Origin of the sequence: Vibrio sp. D404a, assembly GCF_030248535.1 — a bacterium.
Taxonomy (GTDB): domain Bacteria; phylum Pseudomonadota; class Gammaproteobacteria; order Enterobacterales; family Vibrionaceae; genus Vibrio.
The window spans coordinates 35332-59174 of the sequence record NZ_JAHGAJ010000002.1; the positions used below are offsets into that span (position 1 = coordinate 35332).

18 protein-coding genes are annotated in these 23843 nt (G+C 43.0%); 13 read left to right on the forward strand and 5 right to left on the reverse strand.

Annotated features, from left to right (window positions below; genetic code table 11):
- Window positions 1-64: 64 nt before the first annotated feature.
- The 8 genes from KI655_RS00595 (at window position 65) to rmf (ending at window position 13859) form a co-directional block, all read left to right on the forward strand.
- Window positions 65-4909, forward strand: a complete 4845-nt coding sequence (locus KI655_RS00595; protein ID WP_285400780.1) for an NAD-glutamate dehydrogenase — start codon at window positions 65-67, stop codon at window positions 4907-4909.
- A gap of 320 nt (window positions 4910-5229) precedes the next feature.
- A complete protein-coding gene (gene pyrD, locus KI655_RS00600) occupies window positions 5230-6240 on the forward strand; it encodes a quinone-dependent dihydroorotate dehydrogenase (RefSeq protein WP_285400781.1) in 1011 nt (336 codons plus the stop codon).
- 196 nt (window positions 6241-6436) lie between these two features.
- Entirely contained in the window at window positions 6437-6985 is a 549-nt protein-coding gene (locus KI655_RS00605) for a cell division protein ZapC (protein WP_285400782.1), read from the forward strand.
- Window positions 6986-7481: 496 nt separating this feature from the next.
- On the forward strand, window positions 7482-9602 hold the full coding sequence (rlmKL, locus tag KI655_RS00610) for a bifunctional 23S rRNA (guanine(2069)-N(7))-methyltransferase RlmK/23S rRNA (guanine(2445)-N(2))-methyltransferase RlmL (RefSeq protein WP_285400783.1): 2121 nt from the start codon (window positions 7482-7484) through the stop codon (window positions 9600-9602).
- 28 nt (window positions 9603-9630) lie between these two features.
- Window positions 9631-9891, forward strand: coding sequence for a glutaredoxin family protein (locus KI655_RS00615; RefSeq protein ID WP_285400784.1), 261 nt, complete (start codon window positions 9631-9633; stop codon window positions 9889-9891).
- A complete protein-coding gene (locus KI655_RS00620; RefSeq protein WP_285400785.1) occupies window positions 9869-11785 on the forward strand; it encodes an ABC transporter ATP-binding protein in 1917 nt (638 codons plus the stop codon). The genes KI655_RS00615 and KI655_RS00620 overlap by 23 nt, the downstream gene beginning before the upstream one ends.
- 9 nt (window positions 11786-11794) lie before the next feature.
- Window positions 11795-13525 carry a DUF3466 family protein gene (locus KI655_RS00625; RefSeq protein ID WP_285400786.1) on the forward strand — a complete coding sequence of 577 codons (1731 nt, stop codon included), beginning with the start codon at window positions 11795-11797 and terminating at the stop codon, window positions 13523-13525.
- A 160-nt stretch (window positions 13526-13685) separates the two neighbouring features.
- A complete protein-coding gene (gene rmf / locus KI655_RS00630; RefSeq protein WP_084181794.1) occupies window positions 13686-13859 on the forward strand; it encodes a ribosome modulation factor in 174 nt (57 codons plus the stop codon).
- A gap of 188 nt (window positions 13860-14047) precedes the next feature.
- Here rmf and fabA read toward each other — a convergent pair whose 3' ends face one another.
- Together fabA and KI655_RS00640 are read right to left on the reverse strand one after the other, a co-directional pair.
- On the reverse strand, window positions 14048-14563 hold the full coding sequence (fabA, locus tag KI655_RS00635) for a bifunctional 3-hydroxydecanoyl-ACP dehydratase/trans-2-decenoyl-ACP isomerase (protein WP_032549106.1): 516 nt from the start codon (window positions 14561-14563) through the stop codon (window positions 14048-14050).
- 71 nt (window positions 14564-14634) lie between these two features.
- Entirely contained in the window at window positions 14635-16284 is a 1650-nt protein-coding gene (locus KI655_RS00640; RefSeq protein ID WP_285400787.1) for a Lon protease family protein, read from the reverse strand.
- A gap of 189 nt (window positions 16285-16473) precedes the next feature.
- Here KI655_RS00640 and matP point away from each other — a divergent pair, with 189 nt between their 5' ends.
- The 4 genes from matP (at window position 16474) to KI655_RS00660 (ending at window position 19047) form a co-directional block, all read left to right on the forward strand.
- The gene (matP, locus tag KI655_RS00645) at window positions 16474-16929 is read left to right on the forward strand and encodes a macrodomain Ter protein MatP (RefSeq protein ID WP_285400788.1); all 456 of its coding nucleotides are present in this window, start codon (window positions 16474-16476) and stop codon (window positions 16927-16929) included.
- A 17-nt stretch (window positions 16930-16946) separates the two neighbouring features.
- A complete protein-coding gene (locus KI655_RS00650) occupies window positions 16947-17255 on the forward strand; it encodes a DUF3634 family protein (protein ID WP_285400789.1) in 309 nt (102 codons plus the stop codon).
- Between the two features lie 98 nt (window positions 17256-17353).
- Window positions 17354-17665 carry a hypothetical protein gene (locus KI655_RS00655; RefSeq protein WP_285400790.1) on the forward strand — a complete coding sequence of 104 codons (312 nt, stop codon included), beginning with the start codon at window positions 17354-17356 and terminating at the stop codon, window positions 17663-17665.
- A 161-nt stretch (window positions 17666-17826) separates the two neighbouring features.
- Window positions 17827-19047 (forward strand): hypothetical protein, encoded by a 1221-nt coding sequence (locus tag KI655_RS00660; protein ID WP_285400791.1) that lies wholly within the window; start codon window positions 17827-17829, stop codon window positions 19045-19047.
- Between the two features lie 141 nt (window positions 19048-19188).
- Here KI655_RS00660 and KI655_RS00665 read toward each other — a convergent pair whose 3' ends face one another.
- Window positions 19189-19848: a hypothetical protein gene (locus tag KI655_RS00665; RefSeq protein WP_285400792.1), complete on the reverse strand. Its 660-nt coding sequence runs from the start codon at window positions 19846-19848 to the stop codon at window positions 19189-19191.
- Between the two features lie 424 nt (window positions 19849-20272).
- Between KI655_RS00665 and KI655_RS00675 the strand changes: the two genes are divergently transcribed.
- Window positions 20273-20644 carry a hypothetical protein gene (locus KI655_RS00675; RefSeq protein WP_285400793.1) on the forward strand — a complete coding sequence of 124 codons (372 nt, stop codon included), beginning with the start codon at window positions 20273-20275 and terminating at the stop codon, window positions 20642-20644.
- Between the two features lie 257 nt (window positions 20645-20901).
- On the opposite strand, the gene KI655_RS00680 is transcribed toward KI655_RS00675, so the two are convergent.
- Entirely contained in the window at window positions 20902-22629 is a 1728-nt protein-coding gene (locus KI655_RS00680) for an ATP-binding protein (RefSeq protein WP_285400794.1), read from the reverse strand.
- Window positions 22629-23813: an FIST signal transduction protein gene (locus KI655_RS00685; RefSeq protein ID WP_285400795.1), complete on the reverse strand. Its 1185-nt coding sequence runs from the start codon at window positions 23811-23813 to the stop codon at window positions 22629-22631. The genes KI655_RS00680 and KI655_RS00685 overlap by 1 nt, the downstream gene beginning before the upstream one ends.
- Between the last annotated feature and the right edge of the window lie 30 nt (window positions 23814-23843).

Genomic DNA, 23843 nt, shown 5'->3' on the forward strand with positions numbered 1-23843 from the left:
GTTTTTGAGTGAGCTGAGTGATCCCCCTAATAATAAAATACAATTCTAATTGTGGAGTGTGACTATGACCGCACGTGAAACTGTGGTTCCAGTTTTGCTTGAAAAAGTGTACAAACTGATTCAAGACAAACTAGACCTTGCTCATCGACCTCTAGTAACTCAACTTGCTCAACACATGTTTAGTAATGTTTCTCACGACGACCTTATCCAGAGAAACGAATCCGATTTATACGGTGCTGTAGTTAGCTTATGGCATCACATCAATGAGAAGAAAGCCGACGATATTTCTGTGCGAGTTTTCAACCCGACAGTCAGTCGTCAGGGTTGGCAATCAACGCATACCATTGTTGAAATTGTCGTTCCAGATAGCCCATTTTTAGTCGACTCGGTAAAAATGGCACTTACTCGCCTTGATCTCTCTTCTCACTTAATGCTCCACAACCCAACTCAAATTCTTCGTTCAGACAAAGGAGATGTTGTCGGTGTCAGCGCAAACGAAGGCGTTTTCCAGTCACTGTTCCACATTGAGGTTGACCGTCTGAGCAGCAAAGCTGAAATGACGCAGCTGAAAGAAGAGCTACTGGCGATCTTCCGAGATACAGGTCTGGTTGTTAATGACTGGATGAAAATGGTTGAACGACTACAAACCGTAACCAACCAAGTAGAATCTCAGAAAGAGACCATCCCAGTAGATGAGAAGCGCTTTGAAGAAACAGTTGCGTTCTTGCGTTGGCTTGGTGAGCACAACTTCACATTCATGGGCTACAAAGAGTACGATCTAGTTTCGGTTGATGGCGATACAGTTCTAAAACCAACGGAAGAGCAAGGCCTTGGTTTGTTTGCGAACTCGAACCGTGTTCGTGATGTAAAACTGTCTGAATTCTCTGACTCGGCAAGACTAGAAGCGAAAAAACCTTACGTTCTTATTCTAACGAAAGGCAATACCGCATCACGCATTCACCGCCCAGCGTATACGGATTACATCGGTATCAAGAAGTTTGATGAGAACGGCAAAGTGGTTGGTGAGCATCGCTTTACTGGTCTTTACACGTCTGCAGTTTATAACCACACAGTAGAAACCATTCCACTTGTTCGTGAAAAAGTAGAACGTATTCTAGAGGCGAGTGGTTACCGTGAAGGTTCATACTCTTACAAAGCACTGCACAATATCCTAGAAAACTACCCACGCGATGAATTGCTGCAAGCGCGTGAAGAAGAGCTGCTTGAAGTCGGTACCGGTGTTGTTCAAATGCAAGATCGCGACCTACTACGTCTGTTTGTTCGCAAAGACCCGTTTGGTCGTTTCTTTAGCTGTATGGTGTATGTAACGAAAGACCGTTACAACACGGAGCTTCGTCGTCAGACTCAACGCATTCTTAAGCAGTACTTTGGTTGTGAGCAAGAAGTTGAATTCACAACATACTTCTCTGAAAGCCCTCTGGCGAGAACGCACTATATTGTTCGTGTTGATAACAACAACATGGACGTCGACGTTAAGACAATCGAGCAGAATTTAATGGAAGTATCATCGACTTGGGATGACCGCCTATCGGAGTCAATCATTGCAAACTTTGGTGAGAGCAAAGGACTTCCACTGTCGAAAGAGTACATGCGTGCATTCCCGCGTTCATACAAAGAAGACATGATGCCGGGTTCTGCCGTTGCAGATATTGAGCGCTTGGAAGCTCTGACTGAAGAGAACAAGCTGGGTATGTTGTTCTACCGCCCACAAGAAGAGGCAGCGGATTCGAAAGCGGTTCGTCTAAAGCTTTTCTATCACAGTGATGAGCCAATTCACCTTTCAGACGTGATGCCGATGTTGGAAAATCTAGGTCTACGCGTGATTGGTGAGTCGCCTTATGAAGTGCGCAAAACTAATGGTGTTACTTACTGGATCCTTGATTTCTCAATGTTACATAAGAGCGAAGAGACAATTGATCTTCGTGAAGCGCGTGATCTTTTCCAACAAGCATTCGCGGCTATTTGGGCGGGTGAGCTTGAGAGCGATGGTTTCAACCGTCTAGTACTGGGTGCTGGTCTGTCAGGCCAGGAAATCTCTATCCTACGTGCTTATGCTCGTTACATGCGTCAAGTTGGCTTCCCATTCAGTCAACAGTACATTGAAGAAACACTGTCGCATTACCCGGAACTTGCAAAAGGTCTGGTTAAGCTATTTGCTAAGCGTTTTGATCCTAAACACAAGGGCAGCGCGAAAGGTCAACAAGATCTTATTAAAACGATCACTGAACAACTAGACCATGTAGAGAGCTTGGATGATGATCGTATCATTCGCCGTTACATGGAAATGATCAGTGCGACGCTTCGTACTAACTACTACCAAGTAGATGAGAACAAGCAAGCGAAACCATGGCTAGCATTGAAGATGAAGCCAAGCGAGATTCCAGATATCCCGGCACCAGTTCCGGCATTTGAGATCTTCGTTTACGCACCAGACATTGAAGGTGTTCACCTACGTGGCGGTAAAGTGGCTCGTGGTGGTCTTCGTTGGTCAGATCGTCAGGAAGATTTCCGTACTGAGATTCTTGGCCTAGTTAAAGCGCAACAAGTTAAGAACACAGTAATTGTTCCTGTTGGCGCGAAAGGTGGTTTCGTTTGTAAGCGTCAGCACACAATGACTGGCCGTGACGAAATCTTTGCTGAAGGGCAACGCTGTTACAAACGCTTCATTCGTGCACTACTGGATGTATCTGATAACATCATTGAAGGTGAAGTGATTCCACCTAAGAGTGTGGTTCGTCATGATGAAGATGATCCGTACTTGGTTGTTGCTGCAGATAAAGGCACTGCGACATTCTCAGATTTGGCGAACTCTGTATCAGCTGAATACAACTTCTGGCTAGGTGATGCATTCGCATCGGGTGGTTCTAACGGTTATGACCACAAAGCGATGGGTATCACTGCGAAAGGTGGTTGGGAATCGGTTAAGCGTCACTTCCGTGAGATGGGCATTGACTGTCAAACCACAGATTTCACTGCAATTGGTGTAGGTGACATGGCGGGTGACGTATTTGGTAACGGTATGCTGCTGTCGAAGCACATTCGTCTGCAAGCTGCGTTTAACCACATGCACATCTTCATCGATCCAAATCCTGAGTCTGCAAGCAGTTGGGAAGAGCGTAACCGTCTATTCAATCTACCTCGCTCTAGCTGGGAAGATTACAACAAGGAGCTGATTTCTAAGGGTGGCGGTATTTTCTCTCGTCGTTCTAAGTCAATTGCTCTAACACCTGAAATCCAAAAGATGCTTGGCACTAAGAAAGCATCGCTAGCACCAAATGATTTGATCAAGATGATCTTGTCTATGAAGGTGGATCTACTTTGGAATGGTGGTATCGGTACTTATGTGAAGTCTTCAAACGAGACTCACACTGATGTTGGTGACCGCGCAAACGACGTGTTACGTATTGATGGCCGTGACCTACAAGCGAAAGTTGTTGGTGAAGGTGGTAACTTAGGTATGACTCAACTGGGTCGTATCGAGTATGGTCTAGCTGGTGGTCGTGTAAACACTGATTTCGTTGATAACGTTGGCGGTGTTGACTGTTCAGATAACGAAGTCAACATTAAGATCTTCTTGAACGGTCTAGTATCAAATGGCGATCTAACGGTTAAGCAGCGTAACCAAGTGCTTGAGTCGATGGAAGACGAAGTCGGCGAAATCGTTCTTGATGATGCGTACTGCCAAGCTGAGTCTATCTCTGTGACCGAGCACCAAGGTGTTAGCCTAGTGAAAGAGCAGATTCGCTTTATTCACACTATGGAGAAAGCGGGCTACCTGGATCGTGGTCTTGAGTACATCCCAGATGATGAAACGCTACTAGAGCGTGAGAAGCAGGGCAATGCACTAACACGTCCTGAGCTTTCTGTATTGATTGCTTATGCGAAGATGGTACTTAAAGAAGATTTGGTTTGTGACGAAATTGCGAATGATGAATTCCATGCTCAGCAATTGACACAATACTTCCCAACCGAGTTACGCCGTAACTATGTGCAACACATGGATAACCATCCGCTACGTGCAGAGATCATTGCAACAGCGCTAGCGAACCAAATGGTTAACGAAATGGGCTGTAACTTCGTGACACGTCTACAAGAAGAGACGGGTGCAGATATTGTTGATATCGCCAATGCATATACGGCATCTCGCGAAATCTACGGCTTTGGTGATGTGCTTAAGCGTATTCGTGCACTAGATAACGTGGCATCTTCAGATGCTCAATACGATCTTATATTCCATGTTCGCCGAGCGATGCGTCGTATCAGCCGTTGGTTGCTACGTAACCGTCCAGGCAAACAATCTGTGACTGCATTGATTGAACTATACCGTGAAGATGTGAATGCGATTACTAAGGTTCTTGATGACACGCTAGTCGCTGCAGAAGTAGAAGAGCACAACGCGGTTGCTAAGGTTTGGGTAGAGCAAGGCGTTGAAGAAGAGTTAGCAAACTCTGTTGCGCGTTTGTCTAGCCTATACTCAGCACTGGATATATCCACAGTGGCTCGTGAGACGGGTAAAACAGTTGAGCAAGCGTCTAAACTGTACTTTAACTTGGGCGATCGCTTGTCACTGCACTGGTTCTTGAAACAGATCAACAGCCAAGCAGTAGACAATAACTGGCAAGCACTCGCTCGTGCTGCATTCCGTGAAGATCTAGATTGGCAACAACGTCAGCTAACTGGCCAAGTGCTAACGTGTGGCTGCGCCGCTGACCTTGATGTAATTAAGGCTCTGGATGATTGGATGGAAAGCAATGCGGTATCACTGCATCGCTGGGAAAGCATCTTGAATGAGTTCAAAGTTGGTTCTGTCCATGAGTTTGCTAAGTTCTCAGTCGCACTGCGTGAGCTGATGTTGCTTAACCTGAACTGTATGTCGAAAGACCAGTAAGCTCTTTCATCATTAAAGTTCTTATGATCATTATGTAAATACAATGGCAGCCAATTGAGGCTGCCATTTTTATTTCTAGAAACTTTAACTCTCAGAAGCATTTATTTTTAGAAGCCCTTATTCTTAGGAACTCAGGAGAGTTAACAGTATTTCATCTGAAATTCCAACGGGATAGACGGTAACGTTTGCTTAATTGTTGATTTAGATTCGCTCGAAACAGAATTATCTTATCCTTACGGGCAGTAATAGATTGAATTGTTGGGTAAATAAGTAAATAATATCGCCCCGTTTACACGGGGTTTTTTTCTATCGGAGGCACAATGCTTTACCGTCTAGCCAGAACTGGCTTTTTCCAACTTGATGCCGAAAAGGCACATGATCTTGCAATTCAAAACTTCAAGCGTTTCACTGGCACTCCAGTTGATCTTCTATACCGTCAGCAACTACCACATCGTCCTGTCGAGGTAATGGGTTTAACGTTTAAAAACCCAGTAGGTCTAGCGGCTGGTCTAGATAAGAACGGTGAATGTATCGATGCATTTGGCGCGATGGGTTTCGGCTTCGTTGAAGTTGGCACTGTTACGCCACGTCCGCAAGCGGGCAACGATAAACCTCGTCTTTTCCGACTTGTTGAAGCGGAAGGTATCATCAACCGTATGGGTTTCAATAACCTAGGTGTTGATAACCTAGTAGAGAATGTTAAAAAGTCGAACTATGACGGCATTCTTGGTATTAATATCGGTAAGAATAAAGATACTCCGATTGAGAAGGGTGCTGAAGACTACTTAATCTGTATGGAAAAGGTTTATCAGTACGCAGGTTACATTGCGGTAAACATCTCTTCTCCAAATACTCCAGGACTGCGTTCTCTTCAATACGGCGAAGCGTTAGATGAACTTCTGGCAGAATTGAAAACCAAACAAGCAGAACTTGAAGAGAAACATGGTAAGTATGTTCCTCTTGCGCTTAAGATTGCTCCGGATCTAAGCGATGATGAAATCAGCCAAATTTGTGAGTCGTTGATCAAGAATAAGATCGACGGTGTGATCGCAACTAATACAACACTTGATCGTTCTATCGTTGAAGGTATGAAACACGCGAACGAGGCAGGTGGTTTAAGTGGCCGTCCAGTTCAGTCTCGCAGTACTGAAGTAGTACGTAAGCTTTACGAAGAGCTGGGTGACGAACTACCGATCATCGGGGTAGGCGGTGTTGATTCTTACGTTGCTGCAAAAGAGAAAATGATGGCAGGCGCTAAGCTTGTTCAAGTTTACTCAGGCTTCATCTACAAAGGACCAAGCCTAGTGAGCGATATTGTTAAAAACCTATAATGCGAGTGACGATCTTGATCGTCAGGTTATAAGTTGATACATATCACTAAAAGATACACTGTAACTCGCTGAGTTTTAGAGAAAAGAGGAATTTCATTTCCTCTTTTTTTTTGCCTATTGCTCAGTAAAATTACTGCATTGAAGGGTAATTTTGCGTTTTACCTAATGGAATGCTTCAACAGTGTGAGACGAAACGATGCTTAAACCTAGTGATACATGGAGTTGGTACTACGATGAACAGCAATGTTCATTAATGCTAAACCTCGGAGAGGATATGATTTTCAAAACTAACCTCGTCCGTAACAAGCTGGTGGATTGTGCATTCAAGGACAATGAGTTCACTGTTGATGACGCTTCATCATACCAAACCTTTAAAGAGCAGATCGCAGGCTTAGAGCTTTCAGAACCTCGTCAAGCTGAGCTAGCACTTTACTGTGTGGCGGCAAAGCGTTTCCACAAACCTGTTCAACCTAAAAGCTGGTTTTTTGAATCTCAAGCATATGGCCATGAGTGTCCTCAAGAGGGCGATATCGTTCGTATGAACAATCAGCATAGCCTTGGCTATTTCATCGTCTTGGAAGTGGGAGAGTGCGCGAGCTTGTGCGCTTCAGTGGACCTAGATGAGTTCAATTTAACTTCTTCTAAAGCACTCCAATTTGGTGATTCAATTAAAGTGATGCACGATAGAATGGTAGACGCAAATGCCATATTGCATCATCACCGCCACATAGCGATGGTAGGCTAGTCAAAAACAACGCTCTCATACTCAAGAAAATCGACTTCAGGGTCGATTTTTTTATACCTAAAATTCAGTACTCCAACCAAATTACTCATAGATAATTTGTCTATGAGGCGCTTTTTCACACAACTCACGCTTATTTTTTCAACTTAATTCCAACACGTTTTTGAGCCAATATTTGAAAATAGGGCGTTAAAATTCCCTGTTTATGGGGTTTTGTAATCAACTTTCAGTATGAATTTTGATTTGGTATATACCAATATTGGTACGAATAATAATTCACATAGTCGTTTGAACGTGAATATTCATTGAATAGAGTCTGTAGGTGGTTCGATTTTTGACCGTTTGGTGTAGCTTGGGCTTCGGAGTTAGCAAGTGCTTCGTATAGCGAACATTTGCTGAGCAATTAGGTGGAAGAATCAATGAAAAGATGTGTTTAGAGTGACGCTTATTGACTCAAATAAGGTATAATCGAGCTCATTTTTATCAATAAAAGAACACTATGAATCAATATCTAGCGGTTACCTCAAACGGCCTTGAGAATTTATTAGTTGAAGAACTAACCCAACTAGGGATTACAAACGCAAAACCTGTACAAGCAGGTGTTAAATTCAAAGCGACGAATGAGCAGATTTATCGTTGTTGTTTGTGGAGTCGTCTGGCTTCGAGATTTGTACGTGTCCTTTCTGAGTTCACTTGTCAAGACGACATGGACCTGTACCTTTCAACTACGGCCGTTAACTGGGTTAACCAATTCCATAGCTCTAAGCGCTTTGTGGTTGACTTCAACGGTACTAACCGTGAAATCCGTAATAGTCAGTACGGTGCTATGAAAGTGAAAGATGCGGTTGTTGACTGCTTCGAAAAGAAATCTTTACCTCGTCCAAATATCAGCAAAGAAAATCCAGATATCCGTATCCATGTTCGTCTGCACCGTGATAAAGCGATTCTTGGTGTTGATATGGTGGGTAGCGGTCTTCACCAACGTGGCTACCGTCCAGAATCTGGCCGAGCACCTCTACGCGAAACATTAGCAGCGGCTATCTTGCTTCGTAGTGGCTGGGATGCGACGAAACCTTTCCTAGATCCAATGTGTGGTTCGGGTACGCTAGTTATTGAAGCGGCAATGATGGCTGCGAATATGGCGCCAGGCGTTAAACGTCAGAAGTGGGGCTTCCAAGCTCTTGAAGACTTTGATGCTGAACTATGGGCGGAAATCAAGTCAGAAGCGAACGTTCAAGCTCGGCGTGGTTTGAAAAAAGTAGAGTGCAAGTTCTACGGTTACGATAACGATGCTCGCGTTCTAAAAACGGCACGTGATAACGCGCGCCGTGCTGGCGTTGAAGACTTAATCGAATTCGAATTGGGTGATGCGGCGCTAGTGAAACGTCCTGCTGAGTTTGATAACGGTGTGATTGTATCGAACCCACCATATGGTGAGCGTCTAGGTACAGAACCGGGCCTTATCGCACTGTACACAGCATTTGGTGCTCAATTGAAATCAGAGTTTGGCGGTTGCAACGCGTCAATCTTCTCTAGCTCTGATGAACTGCTAAGCTGCCTACGTATGCGTGCTGACAAACAGTTCAAATTGAACAATGGTGCGTTACCGTGTCACCAAAAGAACTACTCAATCTCTGACCGTCCTATGTCAGAGCGTCCTTCTGAGCAGCAAGAACAACAAATCGCCCCAGATTTTGCTAACCGTTTGAAAAAGAACATTGGCAAAATTGGTAAATGGGCTAAGAAAGAGCAACTTGACTGCTATCGTATCTACGACGCAGACCTTCCAGAATACAACGTCGCTATCGACGTTTATCCAGGTCACCTTGTGATTCAAGAGTATGCAGCACCGAAGAACGTTCCTGAAGAGAAGGCGAAACGCCGTCTAACAGACATCATTCGCGCATCTATTCAAGTAACAGGCGTAGAAGCGAACAATGTCGTTCTTAAAGTGCGTCAGAAGCAGAAAGGGTCTTCTCAATATCAGAAGTTATCTCAAGACTCTTCGAATCTAGAAGTAAACGAATATGGCGTGAAGCTGATCGTAAACCTTCATGATTACCTAGACACGGGTCTGTTCTTGGACCACAAATTAACGCGTCGACGCATTGGTGAGATGGCAGCGGGTAAAGATTTCTTGAACCTGTTCGCTTACACCGGCTCTGCAACAGTTCATGCTGCGGTTGGTGGTGCTCGCACGACTAAGACTGTCGATATGTCGAATACCTACCTAGAGTGGGCGAAAGAGAACATGGAGCTTAACGGTCGAGTAGGCCGCCAACACCAATTTGTTCAAGCTGATTGTCTACAATGGCTAGCAAAAGAGAATGGTAACTACGATCTTATCTTTATCGATCCGCCGACATTCTCTAACTCTAAGCGTATGGAGCAGACATTCGATGTACAGCGTGACCATATTCAGTTAATGGAGAACCTGAAACGCATTCTTCGTGAAGAAGGCACGATTGTGTTCTCGAACAACAAACGTCACTTTAAAATGGATCTAGAAGGCCTAGAGGCGTTAGGCCTTAAAGCACAGAACATTTCTGGTAAGACATTGCCTCTAGATTTCGCACGTAATAAGCACATCCATAACTGTTGGGTTATTACTCATAAGTAATGTGTTGTGCACGAATAAGGATAGATAAGTGCTGACACTATACAGTACTGAAGGGTGCCATCTGTGTGAGATGGCATTTGAACTTACGGAACAGTTAAACATTAGCCAACACGTGCAAGTTGTTGATATTGCGTTCGATGATGCGTTATTTTCCCGTTACGGGGTCACTATTCCGGTGCTAAAATTTGAAAGTTCTGACCAAGGAATTTGCTCAGAGCTCAACTGGCCATTTGGCTTGTTAGAATTAAACGATTGGTTAAGAAAGAATGGCATTACTTACAATTCATAATGGTCAGCTAGCATTTGGTGATCACCCATTATTAGATCGCGCAGATTTCGCTCTGCAAGAAAACGAACGAGTTTGTTTGGTTGGCCGTAATGGCGCGGGCAAGTCGACCTTAATGAAGGTCCTTGCCGGTGAGATCATTATGGATGACGGTAAGATGCAAGTGACACAAGATGTCGTTGTATCGCGTCTGGAGCAAGATCCACCACGTAATGAAGAGGGCACGGTTTACGAATACGTGTCTGGTGGTTTGGCCGAAGTCGGCGAAAAGCTCAAGATCTATCATGATCTATTGGATCTCATTGCTGAAGACCCAAGTGAGAAGAACATTAACCGTTTAGCACGTGTTCAAGAGGAACTGGATCATGCGAACGCTTGGCGTTTCGATGATCGCGTTAACAATGTACTTGGTGCACTGAAACTTTCTCCAAATACTAAACTGACGGATTTGTCTGGTGGTTGGCAGCGTAAAGCAGCTCTGGCTCGTGCGCTTGTATGCGACCCTGACGTACTACTTCTTGATGAGCCAACTAACCACCTAGACGTAACAACGATTGAGTGGCTAGAAGGTTTCTTAAAAGACTTCCGTGGTTCTATCATCTTTATCTCTCACGACCGTGCATTCATTAAGTCAATGGCTACTCGTATCGTTGATTTAGATCGTGGGCAGTTGAGCTCGTTCCCTGGTGATTACGAAAATTACCTTGTAGAGAAAGAAGAAGCGCTTCGTGTTGAAGAGATGCAGAACGCTGAATTCGACAAGAAGCTTGCGCAAGAGGAAGTTTGGATCCGTCAAGGTATTAAAGCTCGTCGTACCCGTAATGAAGGCCGTGTACGTGCTCTTAAAAAGCTTCGTGAAGAGCGTCAGAACCGTCGTGAAGTGCAGGGCAAGGCCGTTATTCAAATCGATGACGCACAGCGCTCAGGTAAGATTGTATTTGAAGCTGAGAACCTCAACTTCGGCTTTGAAGGCAAAGACATTGTTAAAGACTTTAGCTTCAACATCATGCGTGGCGATCGTATCGCTCTGATTGGTCCTAATGGTTGTGGTAAGAGTACGGTACTGAAACTGCTATTAGACCAGCTTAAGCCTGACTCTGGCCGTTTGCATTGTGGTACTAAGCTTGAAGTGGCTTACTTTGACCAATACCGAGAGATCTTAGACCCAGAGAAGTCGGTTATCGATAACCTTGCTGATGGTAAGCAGGAAGTGATGGTTGGCGGCCGTGAAAGACACGCATTGAGCTATCTCCAAGATTTTTTGTTCTCACCTAAACGTGCTCGTACTCCGGTTAAAGCGCTTTCTGGCGGTGAGAAGAATCGACTACTTTTAGCTCGTATTTTCCTCAAATCGAACAATTTGTTGATTCTTGATGAACCAACCAACGATTTAGATATCGAAACTTTGGAACTTTTAGAGGATTTGCTTGCCAACTATCAGGGGACGCTTCTATTAGTGAGCCACGACCGTCAGTTCGTAGACAACACGGTAATGACGAGTTGGATCTTTGAAGGTAACGGCGTTATTGAAGAATTCGTGGGTGGTTATCATGATGCTCAACAGCAGAGAACCCAAGTTCTTCAGTCACGTCAGGTTGAAAAGCCATCAAAGAAAGCAAAAGTAGTTGAGGAAACTCCCAAAACTACGGCTGTGAAGGCTAAACCTAAGAAGTTATCGTATAAGCTACAGCGAGAGCTTGAAGCGCTACCTATGCGTTTAGAGGAATTGGAAGCCCAAATTGAAACTCTTCAGGAAGAAGTCAATGAACCTAACTTCTTTTCAAAACCTGTAGAGCAGACACAACCAGTTTTAGATAAGCTAACTGCTGTAGAGCAGGAGCTAGAAGTTGCTTTTGAGCGTTGGGAAGAGCTCGAGGCACTACAACAGGAAAGTTAAGAAGTAATAATGAGTAGTACGAATTTTAAGTTAACTACGATTGCAGCCTTAGTTTTGGCTGCAACAAATGCTAATGCTGCCTTGTATCAGGTTGTTGAGGTAGAAAAGCCTGCTGCGATTGCAAATGCAACTGAGACATTTGGCGTCGCTATTCAACCTGGTAGTGCGACGGATGGGTCTAATGAACTTGCTATGGGTTGTTTCGATTCTAACGCGACAAACTGTGCAACCGACTCGTTTAAGTTAGCTGGTGAAACACGTAATACGGTTGAAGGTGTTAGTTATCGTGAAGAAGTCCCTTTCGCGATGGACGCTGCTTTCCAGTATATCCAAGAGTTTGATGACTTCGAAAATTATTGTTATCGCGAATTAAAGTACTCGACTTGTGAAAGTTGGGCTTTACAGCGTTGGAAGACTTGGGAGTTAGAAATTAATGATCTAACACATGTTAATACTCAGGCCTTTGTAGAGGGCGGCACCTCTTCTATAAGCACATATAATGTTGTCATTAACGCTCTTGATAACGCTGCTGCACCTCTTGGTATCGAGTCAAATGGTAATGATATTCGCAACAATGCGGTGACTACTGTTCCTGTAGTAGCGGCTTCAGAATCTCGCGCTTGGGGCGCTAAAACACTTAGCGACGGTACTGTTGTTAACTATGGCAGCATATCTGTAGATCAGCCGAATACAGGAACTTCTACGATTACATTTAGCTCTAAAGCTGCTATCTGGGATGACAAAAACAATACCCAACAGCTGGATTGGATTCTAAGTGATGTTCCTCAAAATGGTGATTATTTCGCTCAAGGTAGTATGCGTGGCCTTGTAGAAAAAAGCGGGAAATTATACGGTGTAGGCTTTAACACTAGAAAGGGTTCGGGCGATCTTCAAGATATGAACGCAAGTGTCTTTATAAGTGATGGTATAGATTTGGCTACGGCACAATGGACAACAACAGATATTGATGGGGCGAGAGTGAATTCGGGTTCATCAAATGATGATGCTTTGTATAGTAATTCAGTTGTGGCCGATATAAATGACAATCTTCTAGCTGTCGGTTATGCAAAACGTAATGGTTATGTGCCAGAAAGTGGCTCAGCTGCAAACAAAGCGTTTGTTGTTGATAACATTGCTTCTGGTTCTCCTTCTGCAAACTTTACGTTACAAAGTTCGTTGTTCTTCACTGGTGCAGGTTCGGAAGCTAAAGCGCTTAATAACTTCAATGAGTTTGTTGGCCAAGTTGACGCAGATACTATTCGTGAAGTAGACGGCAGCGAACGTCGCCATCGTGGTTTTATTTACCCATATCAAGCAACCGGTACAGACGCATCAAGAATCGCACTGTTCGATAGCAAAGCTTGGTGGTTAGATGACCTGACTAACGGTGCTAATGCTGATGGCCAAGATTTTTCAGACCAGAATAACTTCTTCCGTATTATCGACGCATCAGACATTAACGACGCCGGTGTTATTTCAGCAACGGCTATCAAATGCACAGTTAACGGTGTACCACAACAGTACGACACTACGTCACACAACTCATACTGTGGCAACGCATCTTCTGACGCTGTAGAACAAGTCGTAGCAGTTAAACTAGTACCAATCTCTGGTGCAACATCGGATGACATTAAAGAACGTGGTACAGACTCTCAGAACGTTGAACGTCAAGGTGCAGGCCTTGGTGTTTTCGCTTTGACACTGCTTGGTTTCCTCGGGTTCCGTAGAAAATTTAAATAATTTTAGCTCTTGAGCCCAAGTTCACAGTTCTGAACTTGGGCTTTTTTTCGCCTTGAGAAAAGTAAGATCTTGGTTAATTCTTAAAGTTGGAGTCACAGAAACTCCACGATGTTGTAATCATTATATGTTTAGAAATGGACACCCGTATGAGGACTGCACTATGAAGAGACAAAAGCGTGATCGCCTAGAACGAGCACAATCTCAAGGCTACAAGGCTGGTTTAAATGGAAGGTCGCAAGAAGCTTGCCCGTATAGCCAAATGGATTCTCGGTCGTATTGGCTAGGTGGTTGGCGTGATGCCAAAGATGACAAACAAGCAGGTCTCTATAAGTAATAGGACAAACGTCAAGGATTTCAAAGGCTCCGATTTCGGAGCCTTGTTATTTTCTAGTGGAGAGTGCTGGTGGACGTAACGATTGAAACATATCATTGTTTACTAAAACAGTACCGCCTAATGCACTATAACTAAATGGTTTGAGGTAAAAGAGAAGCCGCAATCTGCGGCTTCTCTTAACTATTCTTTTAGAAAGAAGAGGTATCTTGGAAAAGACCTACTTTTAGATCTTTTGCAACGTAGATTTCTTTACCATCTACAAGAACGCGACCATCAGCTAAACCCATAACCAGTTTACGGTTAACAACACGCTTCATGTGGATTTCGTACGTTACTTTTTTTGCAGTCGGTAGGATTTGGCCTGTGAACTTCACTTCGCCAACACCCAGAGCACGGCCTTTACCTTCACCGCCAACCCAACCAAGGAAGAAGCCAACAAGCTGCCACATTGCGTCTAGACCTAGACAACCAGGCATTACAGGGTCACCCGGGAAGTGACAATCAAAGAACCATAGGTCTGGAGTAATATCTAACTCAGCAAGGATTAGACCTTTGCCAAAATCACCCTCAGTTTCTGACATCTTAGTGATGCGATCCATCATCAACATGTTTGGTGCTGGAAGTTGAGGGCCTTGTGGCCATAGTTCGCCTTGGCTTGATGCTAGAAGCTCTTCGCGAGTGTAAGAATCACGTTTGTTTTGCATTATCAATTTACTCCAATTTTTGATAGGTGCATATTAGTGAACACGTGTACGCTAAACAAGTCCGATCAGTACTAGACAAACCAGTTTTTGATGCGTTCCACAATTCCTGGCGGATGTTCATGTCTTTCAAAGTTTTCAATACGTTCCGCGATTTTGCTAAGAACGCTTTCTTGTTCTTCATCCCTAAATGGTTTGTTCATAATGAGGGGAATTGCTTCATCTACATTAGAGACTGACCAAATATGGAACTCTCCGTTTTTGATACTATCTACTACATCTGGCATCAGTGCCAAATGCTTTAAATTTGAATGAGGTAAGATCACACCTTGTTCGCCTGTTAGGCCTTGGTGTTTACACACATGGTAGAAGCCTTCAATCTTTTCATTCAGCCCGCCAACCGCTTGTACGCGGCCAAATTGGTCCACGGCACCAGTAACAGCGATTTGTTGATTAATCGGGTATTCAGAAAGGGCACTAACCAGTGAACATAGCTCCGCAAGTGAAGCACTGTCACCATCAACTTCACAGTAAGACTGTTCGAATACCACCGAAGCCGAATATGGCAGAGGATCTTCAAGATTCAGTGATGCACTCACAAAGGCTTGCATGATCATCATACCTTTAGCGTGAAGATTACCACCGAGTTCAGCTTTACGTTCTACGTCCGAGATATCGCCGTCACCAAAGTGGATGACACATGAAATACGTGCAGGCTCACCGTAAGAGATTGGATGCCCTGGAACATCGATAACGGTTAAACCATTAACTTGGCCAACTTGTTCACCCTGAGTCTCAATGATCACTTGTCCGTCGAGAATATCATCGAGAGCACGTTCTGGAAGGTAAGACTCTCGTTGGTATTTGTGGATCAAGGCCTGCTCAATATGGTTCGCATCAATGCTCTTATCATCAGACTCTATAGCTGCTTCGCTAAGTAATGTGTTATGCCAAATAGGACATAGCGGGGTATAAGTTTGGTCTTCAGCTTCGCGAGCACCTGCAGATAATAACGCAGTGACAGCGTCGACAGTAAGATCGGGTAACTGGTAACGATTTTGTAGCCATTTGAGGTAGCCTAGATACTCGGTCAAGCTATCTTGATTGAGTTTGAGGTCTTGTTCAATCTCGCTAAATAGGCAGAAACCACTGCGAATATCGCTATCCAAATAGTCTAGATCACCCATTTGACCGCGATCACCAACAACAAGCAACTTGATGTTGTATGAGCGAGCAGATTGTGGCTGAGATAGGTGGTCTGGGTTACTTGTGATTGGCTCGATCTCATCGCCCAGTAGAGCCGACTTGAGAAGCAACCAGCTACCCGGGTTCGCGAGGATCAAATTTGCTGAAACAATCAGAAAGCCGTTATCTGCTTTAGAGAGTAAACCTTGCTTGGTTGCAATGATTTGGCCTTCTTTTGATTCAACTTGATCGAACAGCGCTTGTGCATTTAACGACTCAGTTCTAATCACCGGTTGATTGTTGTCTGAAATCGAATTGTTAAGCGACTCAATTATCAATTGACGGTAGATGGCGTTATCTGGTGCGTTGACGAGTAATACGCGTGATAGGCTAGATAGACGAGCAAAGCGTGTTAACGCATCGCGAAATCTATGCTGTATCTGAGTAAATGAAAAAGGCGATAGATTAGGGTACTGCTCTAACTGATGGACGAATTCATCATACTGCGGTGTAACGTGTTGCCAGTCTACTTGAGTCATTGAATCTACTAAATATGGTAAAGAGACAAGGAGTATATAGAAAAACGACAATGCCTAATAGAAGTATCTGTTTAATCGCAATAAACCAAGCAATATAAGTATGATCTTGGTCTATTCTTTTAATTGATCAATTGTCTAATTAGGTAATTTGGGTTACGCTGTCACTAGGATTAACACTCGGGATTTGACATGAAATATCAGCAGCTTGAAAACTTGGAATGTGGTTGGAAATGGAACTATCTGGTTAAGAAATGGAAAGAAGGGGAATCCATTACTCGCCATATCGATTCAAGTGAAGCTGACGTTGCCGTTCAGAACCTTTTGAAACTAGAACACCAGCCTACGGGCGTCTTGGAGTGGATTGAAGAGAACATGTCATTTGAGCTCGATAACAAGCTCAAACAAGCGATTCGAGCTAAACGCAAACGCCACTTCAATGCAGAGCAAGTCCACACCAAAAAGAAATCGATAGACTTAGATTATCGTGTTTGGGAGAAACTGTCTCAGCGTGCAAACGAGTTAGGCTGTACTCTATCTGACGCGATAGAGTATCTTGTTAGTGAAGCATCACGAAGTGAACAGGCGAGTAAAACAGTAACTAGCCTTAAAGAAGACTTGAGTGCGTTACTGTCTGACGATAAATAATAAGCAAGGTGGCTGTTATGATGTATGTAATTCTAATTGGAGCTGCACTCGTATTTTGGTTGGTGGCGATTGATAGACCTGTCCTGAAAGTGCTTTTTGAAAAGGGCCAGATCGCACAAACCAAAGGGCATATGCCGCCTAGCTTTAAACATAACTTACAAGAGATCGGTCGTAACCAAAGTTTTGATGGTGAACTTAAAGTCTACGCAAAACGTTCGGGTTACAATTTGAAATTTTCAAAGCAGATTCCTAAAAGTACTCAACAACGTATTCGTAATGTTTTCCCGCATAATGGTTTTAAATCTAAAGGTTCTAAAAGGGCTTAATGTTCGTACAAGTGCTACATAGGTAGCAGATTACCATTCTAAACCCAGTCAAACCTCGTTGAATTCCTTGGAATAATGCCTTCTACTTTGGAGGCATTATGAAAAAATTCATACTCATCTTATGGTTAATCCCACTTTCATCTGCCGCTGATGATGCGTTGATTAATCCCGTTGCGAAGAAGATAAAATCTCAGATTATGAAGACACTGCACAAACAAGGGCATGATGACCTACCAGGCTTTTGTGATTTGATGTTAGAGATGAGACATCAAAACGCTTATGTTAAAGTGCATCGAATCAAGAGCAGTGGCGATTCCAAGCTGTGTAAAACGGCAAGAAGAGCAGTACCGAAGAAAAGATACCGTTATAAAGAACATGAGAAGTTTATCCGCATACAGATCAGTTTTTAAGATAAGTGTAAGATAAACATAGCGCACTATAACTAAGTTTATTGAGAGAAAAGAAACTATCCCGTGAAAAATAATGCAACTTCATTTAATATCTATTACCAATAATTTAGATAGGCTGTCATAACAGCCAGATAACGAAATGTGGTCAAGGGATTTGTAGGTTGTTGTTAGCAAATAAAAATTACACACCTGAAGTAGTAGAACTCTCAAGAAAAATATCGTCGAATGTTGCAGAACGTTTTAACAAGTGGCTTGTAACTCCTAAATACAAACTCAATCAAAATGTTGTTGATTCGCTACTTAGCTTAGAGAATCGCTATTGTGATGATGTGATCTTTAAAGAATCCGAGCGAATTACGAGCAATCAGCGCATCTTATTGATGTGTGAACAGGATAGGATTGCTGCAAAGCGCGAAAAGATAGCAGCGAAACAGAACACATTACGTTACGTGTTAGAAGACGTATGTGAGACCGCCAATGTACTCTTAGAAAAGAAACTAGAGAGTACACTTATTAGCTCGCTTTTTACTCAGCTTCCTGATTTCAATGATTTTGCCAGCGTCGCATATTCACCCTCGTTAAATTTCAATAAACTTCATCGCTTGGCTGAAGAGAACCGCAGCTTGTCATCAAGTTTAACCGACTTTGTCTCCAATCGGTTATTTTGCGAAAAATATGGCCGAAAGCCTAAGGTAGTTTTAGATCCTAAAGTTGCTGTAGGGCAGATGGGGATCGACAATAGTCGACTGCTTTTTCCAGTTTTGATGAGTCAACCGTTGTTAAAATGGTCGGACGAAAATACCAAACATATAGCCCCTAAGCTGTGGCAACACCTTGTTGTTACTGCAAACGCTACACGTATACGCCTTCAAGATACAAGTGTAAGAGAACCTGATGTCGGCATTCTATTGGGTACGCTACGTATTCTGCCGATGTTCTTAATTTGCAACCACTTCTCACAAACATTTGAAGACGCGCTAGTACAAACGATGCTGAGTTATCGTGAAGCAAGCGACAAACACAATGAATATTATGCCTGTGCAGAAGTGTTACCAGATACAATGTTTCTAGAGAAAGTGTTCTCTCGTATGGAAATGAGTTTGCTGAATAAACTCATTGAACATATCGATTGGAGTCCAAACACCGCCTACATTAAGCAAGCATTGGTTGAAGAAGTCGATGGTGTTGAAGTGTCGGAGCGCAGTGTCTACGGCGCGGCATTAGCACAGGCGCATGCGTTCTCAATCTTTGAAGCACTGAACCATAGCGAGTTGTTTAACTTAAAACATCGTCCATATTGGTTTTCACAAGTCCAGATGTCAGGATTAGCCATAGCCCAGATGAAATCACGAGTACCTGGACAACTGACTAATAGCATATAGTGACGCTGTCACTAATTTAACTTCGATATCAGTCATACGAGCGCCGTATGACTGATGTCGAAGTAGCATACTTTTTCCTAAAGACCTCCAAGAAGCACTTCTTTTAATCTGTTTATGTAAACAGCGATTTCACTATACTCTTTATCTAACTTTCTCTAATTTCAATTCAGCAGTCACTTTGGTCAGCCTTAATGCAATAGCGATACATATTAAGTAGGGCCCAAAATACCAAAGGCTACGTTCAAAGGGTTGCTTAAGCTTGGCTGCTCGGGTGTTTTCAAGGTTTCTCTTGTGTTCTTGGTACTCTAACAACCGACTCTCAATCCAAATTACGTCATCCTCAATCAATTCCGAATCAAAGTCTAAAGTAGGAAAGTTTGATAATTGGAGAGTAGGGAGTGACTCAATATTGGTTTGGTTAAGTGTTTGTGCAACATTGAGAAACCATGAGCAAGATTCGTGGTAAATTGACGCACCGTTTAATGATGATGCGCCACTGCACATATTACTTTTTAACTTGCGCAGGCTGAGACTTTCTATTGCTTCAATGGATGCGAGCGCTCTTGTTGTTTCCGTTTGAGCCCAATCATTTGCTACTGAGGACCGTATTTCAGAAACTGCACCTAGCAAGCCAACACCAGCTAGAATTGGCCAAACATAATCTAAATGTTTCCATTTCAACCGACACATATTGAAACCGCACCACAAAGGAATGTGTAGCAGAAACGTAAGAGCCGCAATCAGTAAAAGAAAATGAAGTGAGTTCGAAAACATGAACTCATTGTCCATAAAGTGGGTCATATGAAAGCCTTTTTCTTACAACATTTGGCTAAAGCATATCTTTGGTAACCGATTGATTGTCAGAGAAAATACAAAAATCTCAGTGGCTACGTTAGATGACTTACGAGAACAATAAATTGAGACAGTGTCACGTTTTAATTTAAGTGTTTTTGAAAAGTGTGTCCTTGTGGCGAACACCGTGCATCTTTACAAGAGCGGAATATCGAGACAACTATGACGTAGCAATCAGAGAAAGATTCATCTTTGATAGCGAATACGTTAGACCACAGCAAGAAATACACTGAGATTTCCATGGTGAAATAAAGCGATCATTCCAAGTTGGCTAATCTGCGAACTACGAGTTAGATAGTTCAAGCTTCACGGTCAATAACTTCGGCGGCCTTGAGTTAAAGCGCTTCGGTATCAAACTTGTGAGGTCAATGAAATGATGACAGCAGCAGAGCTCAAACAATCCATTAGCTGGTTACACAATGATGTGGATGAAGCACTTGAAGATGCCAGTGATGAACATGCAAAAGCACAATACAAAAAGATCTTCGACTGCTTAGAGTGGCTACATGAAATGTTGCTGATGCGAGAGTCAGATAAAAATCACGTGAAAATGCTTGGACACCGTGAAGACTCCAATCAAGTTCAATGCATGGTGTCGAACGTAGTTGGCTTAAACTTCCTAGAAGTAAATGAACTGGCTGACACGGAGTTTTTAATCGGTGACTGGTTCATGTCAGTAACAAACGTGGATGAGCAACAAAGCCACCAAACTAAAATCTATGGGCCATACAAAACAGACCAATAAGCAATGGACGCAGCTCGTAATAGCTTGTCAGTCACAAGGTTCAACGTAACAGAAATCCCAGAGCGCCGCGCCCAATAAGCCAACTGCGTATTATGTATATTATGTTAAATAAGCTGTGATGGATCTAGATATATAGCCTGCGTCCAGTACCCTCACCTTATTTTTATTGCAGATAAGCCTATTCAATTTAACCGAAGTCTATTTACCATAAAATACCTAATAATCATATTCATAATCTTCGATTCAGAATACGTTTATTAGGACTCCATTAATAAACGATCGATCGCTTCGGTGATCTCTTTAGTTCTTACTGGTTTGGTAACGAAATCATTCATACCAACATCTAGGCACGAATATTTGTCTTCAGTCGATGTGTGTGCCGTTAATGCCACAATTGGAATATCGATGTTGTTGTTTCTCATGTGCTTGGTTGTGGTTAAGCCATCCATCACCGGCATCGACACGTCCATAAGTATAATGTCGATTGGTGTTTCGCTGGACTGAACAAAGTTAATCGCTTCTTGCCCATTGCTGGTGATGAAAACTTTGTGTCCTTGTCTCGACAAGATCAGCTGTATCACCATCTGGTTTGTCGGATTGTCTTCAACGACCAGTACTGAATATTGAGCTCTTAGCTTCTGATCTATTGGACAGCGGACTGCTTTTGGCTCGACATGTTCTGTTCTGCGACTCAGAACTGGCAATTGAACTTCAAAACGTGAACCCTTGTTCAATTCACTTGTTACCGCTATTCGGCCATCCATCAGCTCAACCAGACGTTTGGTGATCGCTAAACCTAAGCCGGTTCCACCAAAACGACGAGTGATTGTGCTGTCTGCTTGAACAAATGGACTGAATAATGAAGCCAATTGCTGTGGTTTCATGCCAATACCCGTATCTTCAACCGATATATGGAACGCGCTTTGTTGATAATGAATACCGATGTTGACTTCACCTTGTTCAGTAAACTTAATTGCATTACCGACTAGATTAAAGAGAATCTGGGCCAACCTTGTTTGGTCGATGTAATGCAGCTCGTTGTCTGGCATCTCACACGTTAGATTTAAGTTTAGACCTTTGGCGTCTGCTACCTTTTTTTGTTCAGATAAAACAAACGTTACAGTGTCGCTTACTTTGTTCCATTGTGGTGTTAGTGAAAAGCAGCCTGACTCAATTTTAGAGAAATCCAGTACATCACTAATAATAGCCAATAAGAGTTCAGATGAAGTACTCATGCTCTGAATGATTGACCGCTGATCACAGGTTAAATCAGAGCACTTTAGTGTTTCGATTAAACCAATGATTGCATTTAGTGGTGTTCGTAATTCATGACTCATCATGGCTAAGAATTCTGACTTAGCTTTGTTGGCGCGTTCTTCTTCTTTACGCGCTGATATAAGTTCGGCGGTTCTTTCTCGAACGGTCGCTTCGAGTTTCTCTTTGTTTTCAATATCAAAGACCGCACGTTCTATAAGCGGTCGAAAACGATTCAGTGTTGCTTTTGTTTCTACACTAAAATGTTTGGTGTTTGAGTGAATGAACACAATAACAGCTTGTGTGACACCAGTATCAATCCCTGTCATTAAGACTGAATTGATTTGATCAAGTAAGATAGAGTTTAAGGTGCTAAATTCTGGCAAGGCACGTGGTTCAAATAATATGGTGCATTCACCGTTGATAACCCGAGATAACTTTCCGGAGTCTTGCCAGCAGATATTTTCATAGACGCGGTTATTAGTTAGCAAAGTTTTAAATTTTTCTTTGCTATCTACACGTGAAATAACGATGAAGTCATCGAATTTAATGTATTTCTTAAGGATCAACTCAAGGCTAGAGAATATATCGGAGATTGAGTTAGCTTTGCTGATTTCAGAAATCGTCGATAGGATCACCCTATTCTCTTCTGCTAAGCTTCTTTCACGTGCTTTTGCTCTTTCTAACTGTACCAGCGCCTCTTGTAGCGCTTCTTGGTTGTCAGTGCCCATTATTTCCTTAACCTATAAAAAGTGGCCGATGAAACCATTAAATTGCCATGTGCATTTTCACCGCCACACAAGCGTCCTTGTTCGCCAAATGTGAATGGACATATGTAAGGTAGCCCATTAAGTGCTTGATTTATCTGCTCACAAACCTCATCCATGTCTTGCTTTAGGTTCAGCATTGGCCCGGCACAGAAGATGTTGATCGCTCCTAATTTCTCTTCGTGATCCATATCATTCAGATAGGACGAGTGAATGATATTAGCAGCCCTACTAATGATCTGTTGTCTCGAACCTTGCATTAAATAGATCACATCACCTTCACTAATATCAGTAAACAATTCAATGCCTTTACATTCCGTTTCTCGAATTGAATGTGAAAGCTTGAAATATGGCGTCTTATATGAAGACCCCACTTTACGACCTAATGGATAAATCGAGGACTGCTCAAAAATAAAACCGTCATCTGCGTTACCAAGGTGGAAATTAGTCCATTCATTATAAACATCAACTGCAGGCTTATTATCGATTTCTTGAAGAATTCGGTCTCTTGCTTTTGTTACGGTGCCAAAATATTGTGTTGGTGTGTGTCCTGCATTGAGCGAGCTAAATACAGATTGAGATGAGAAGAATACGGTTAGCGAAACACCATTAATGGAAACTTGGTCTTCGGTAAATATACTCCAGTTTCCCGACACCTTATTATCCGCTGCACTGCCCCCTATAATAGGAACCTCTGTGCCGAATTTAGTGTCGATAGCATTCATGACGGTTTCTTCATTGCCTGGTGTTGAATGCAGCAGAATCAGGTCTGGCACTTCTCCTTGGCGGTTTGCTTTTTCAAGCGCAATATCAATGGCTCTGTGAGTGCTATCCGTTATGTCTTTGCTAAAGGTCTGTATACCGCTGCCATAGGCATTGATACCCGAATCATAGATAGCAAGAACGCCGATTACTGGCCCAGAATGAAAGCCAGTCTCAGTCATGATCCCGTGGCATGTTGTGCATCCATGAATCGGTGTGTCTGGCAGAGCTTGTTTAAGAAGCTCCTGCACCGCAAAAGTTGAATACTCTTCGGTGCAGTAGCAAATTAGGCAGGCTATCTCATGAGGTCGTTCTAAACCAGAAAGGAGTTCTTTGACCGCAACGGTGTTGTCTTTGGAGTATGAGACGTTAGAGAGAAACTTCATAAGCGATTGATTAATTTATTATTCGCTCAG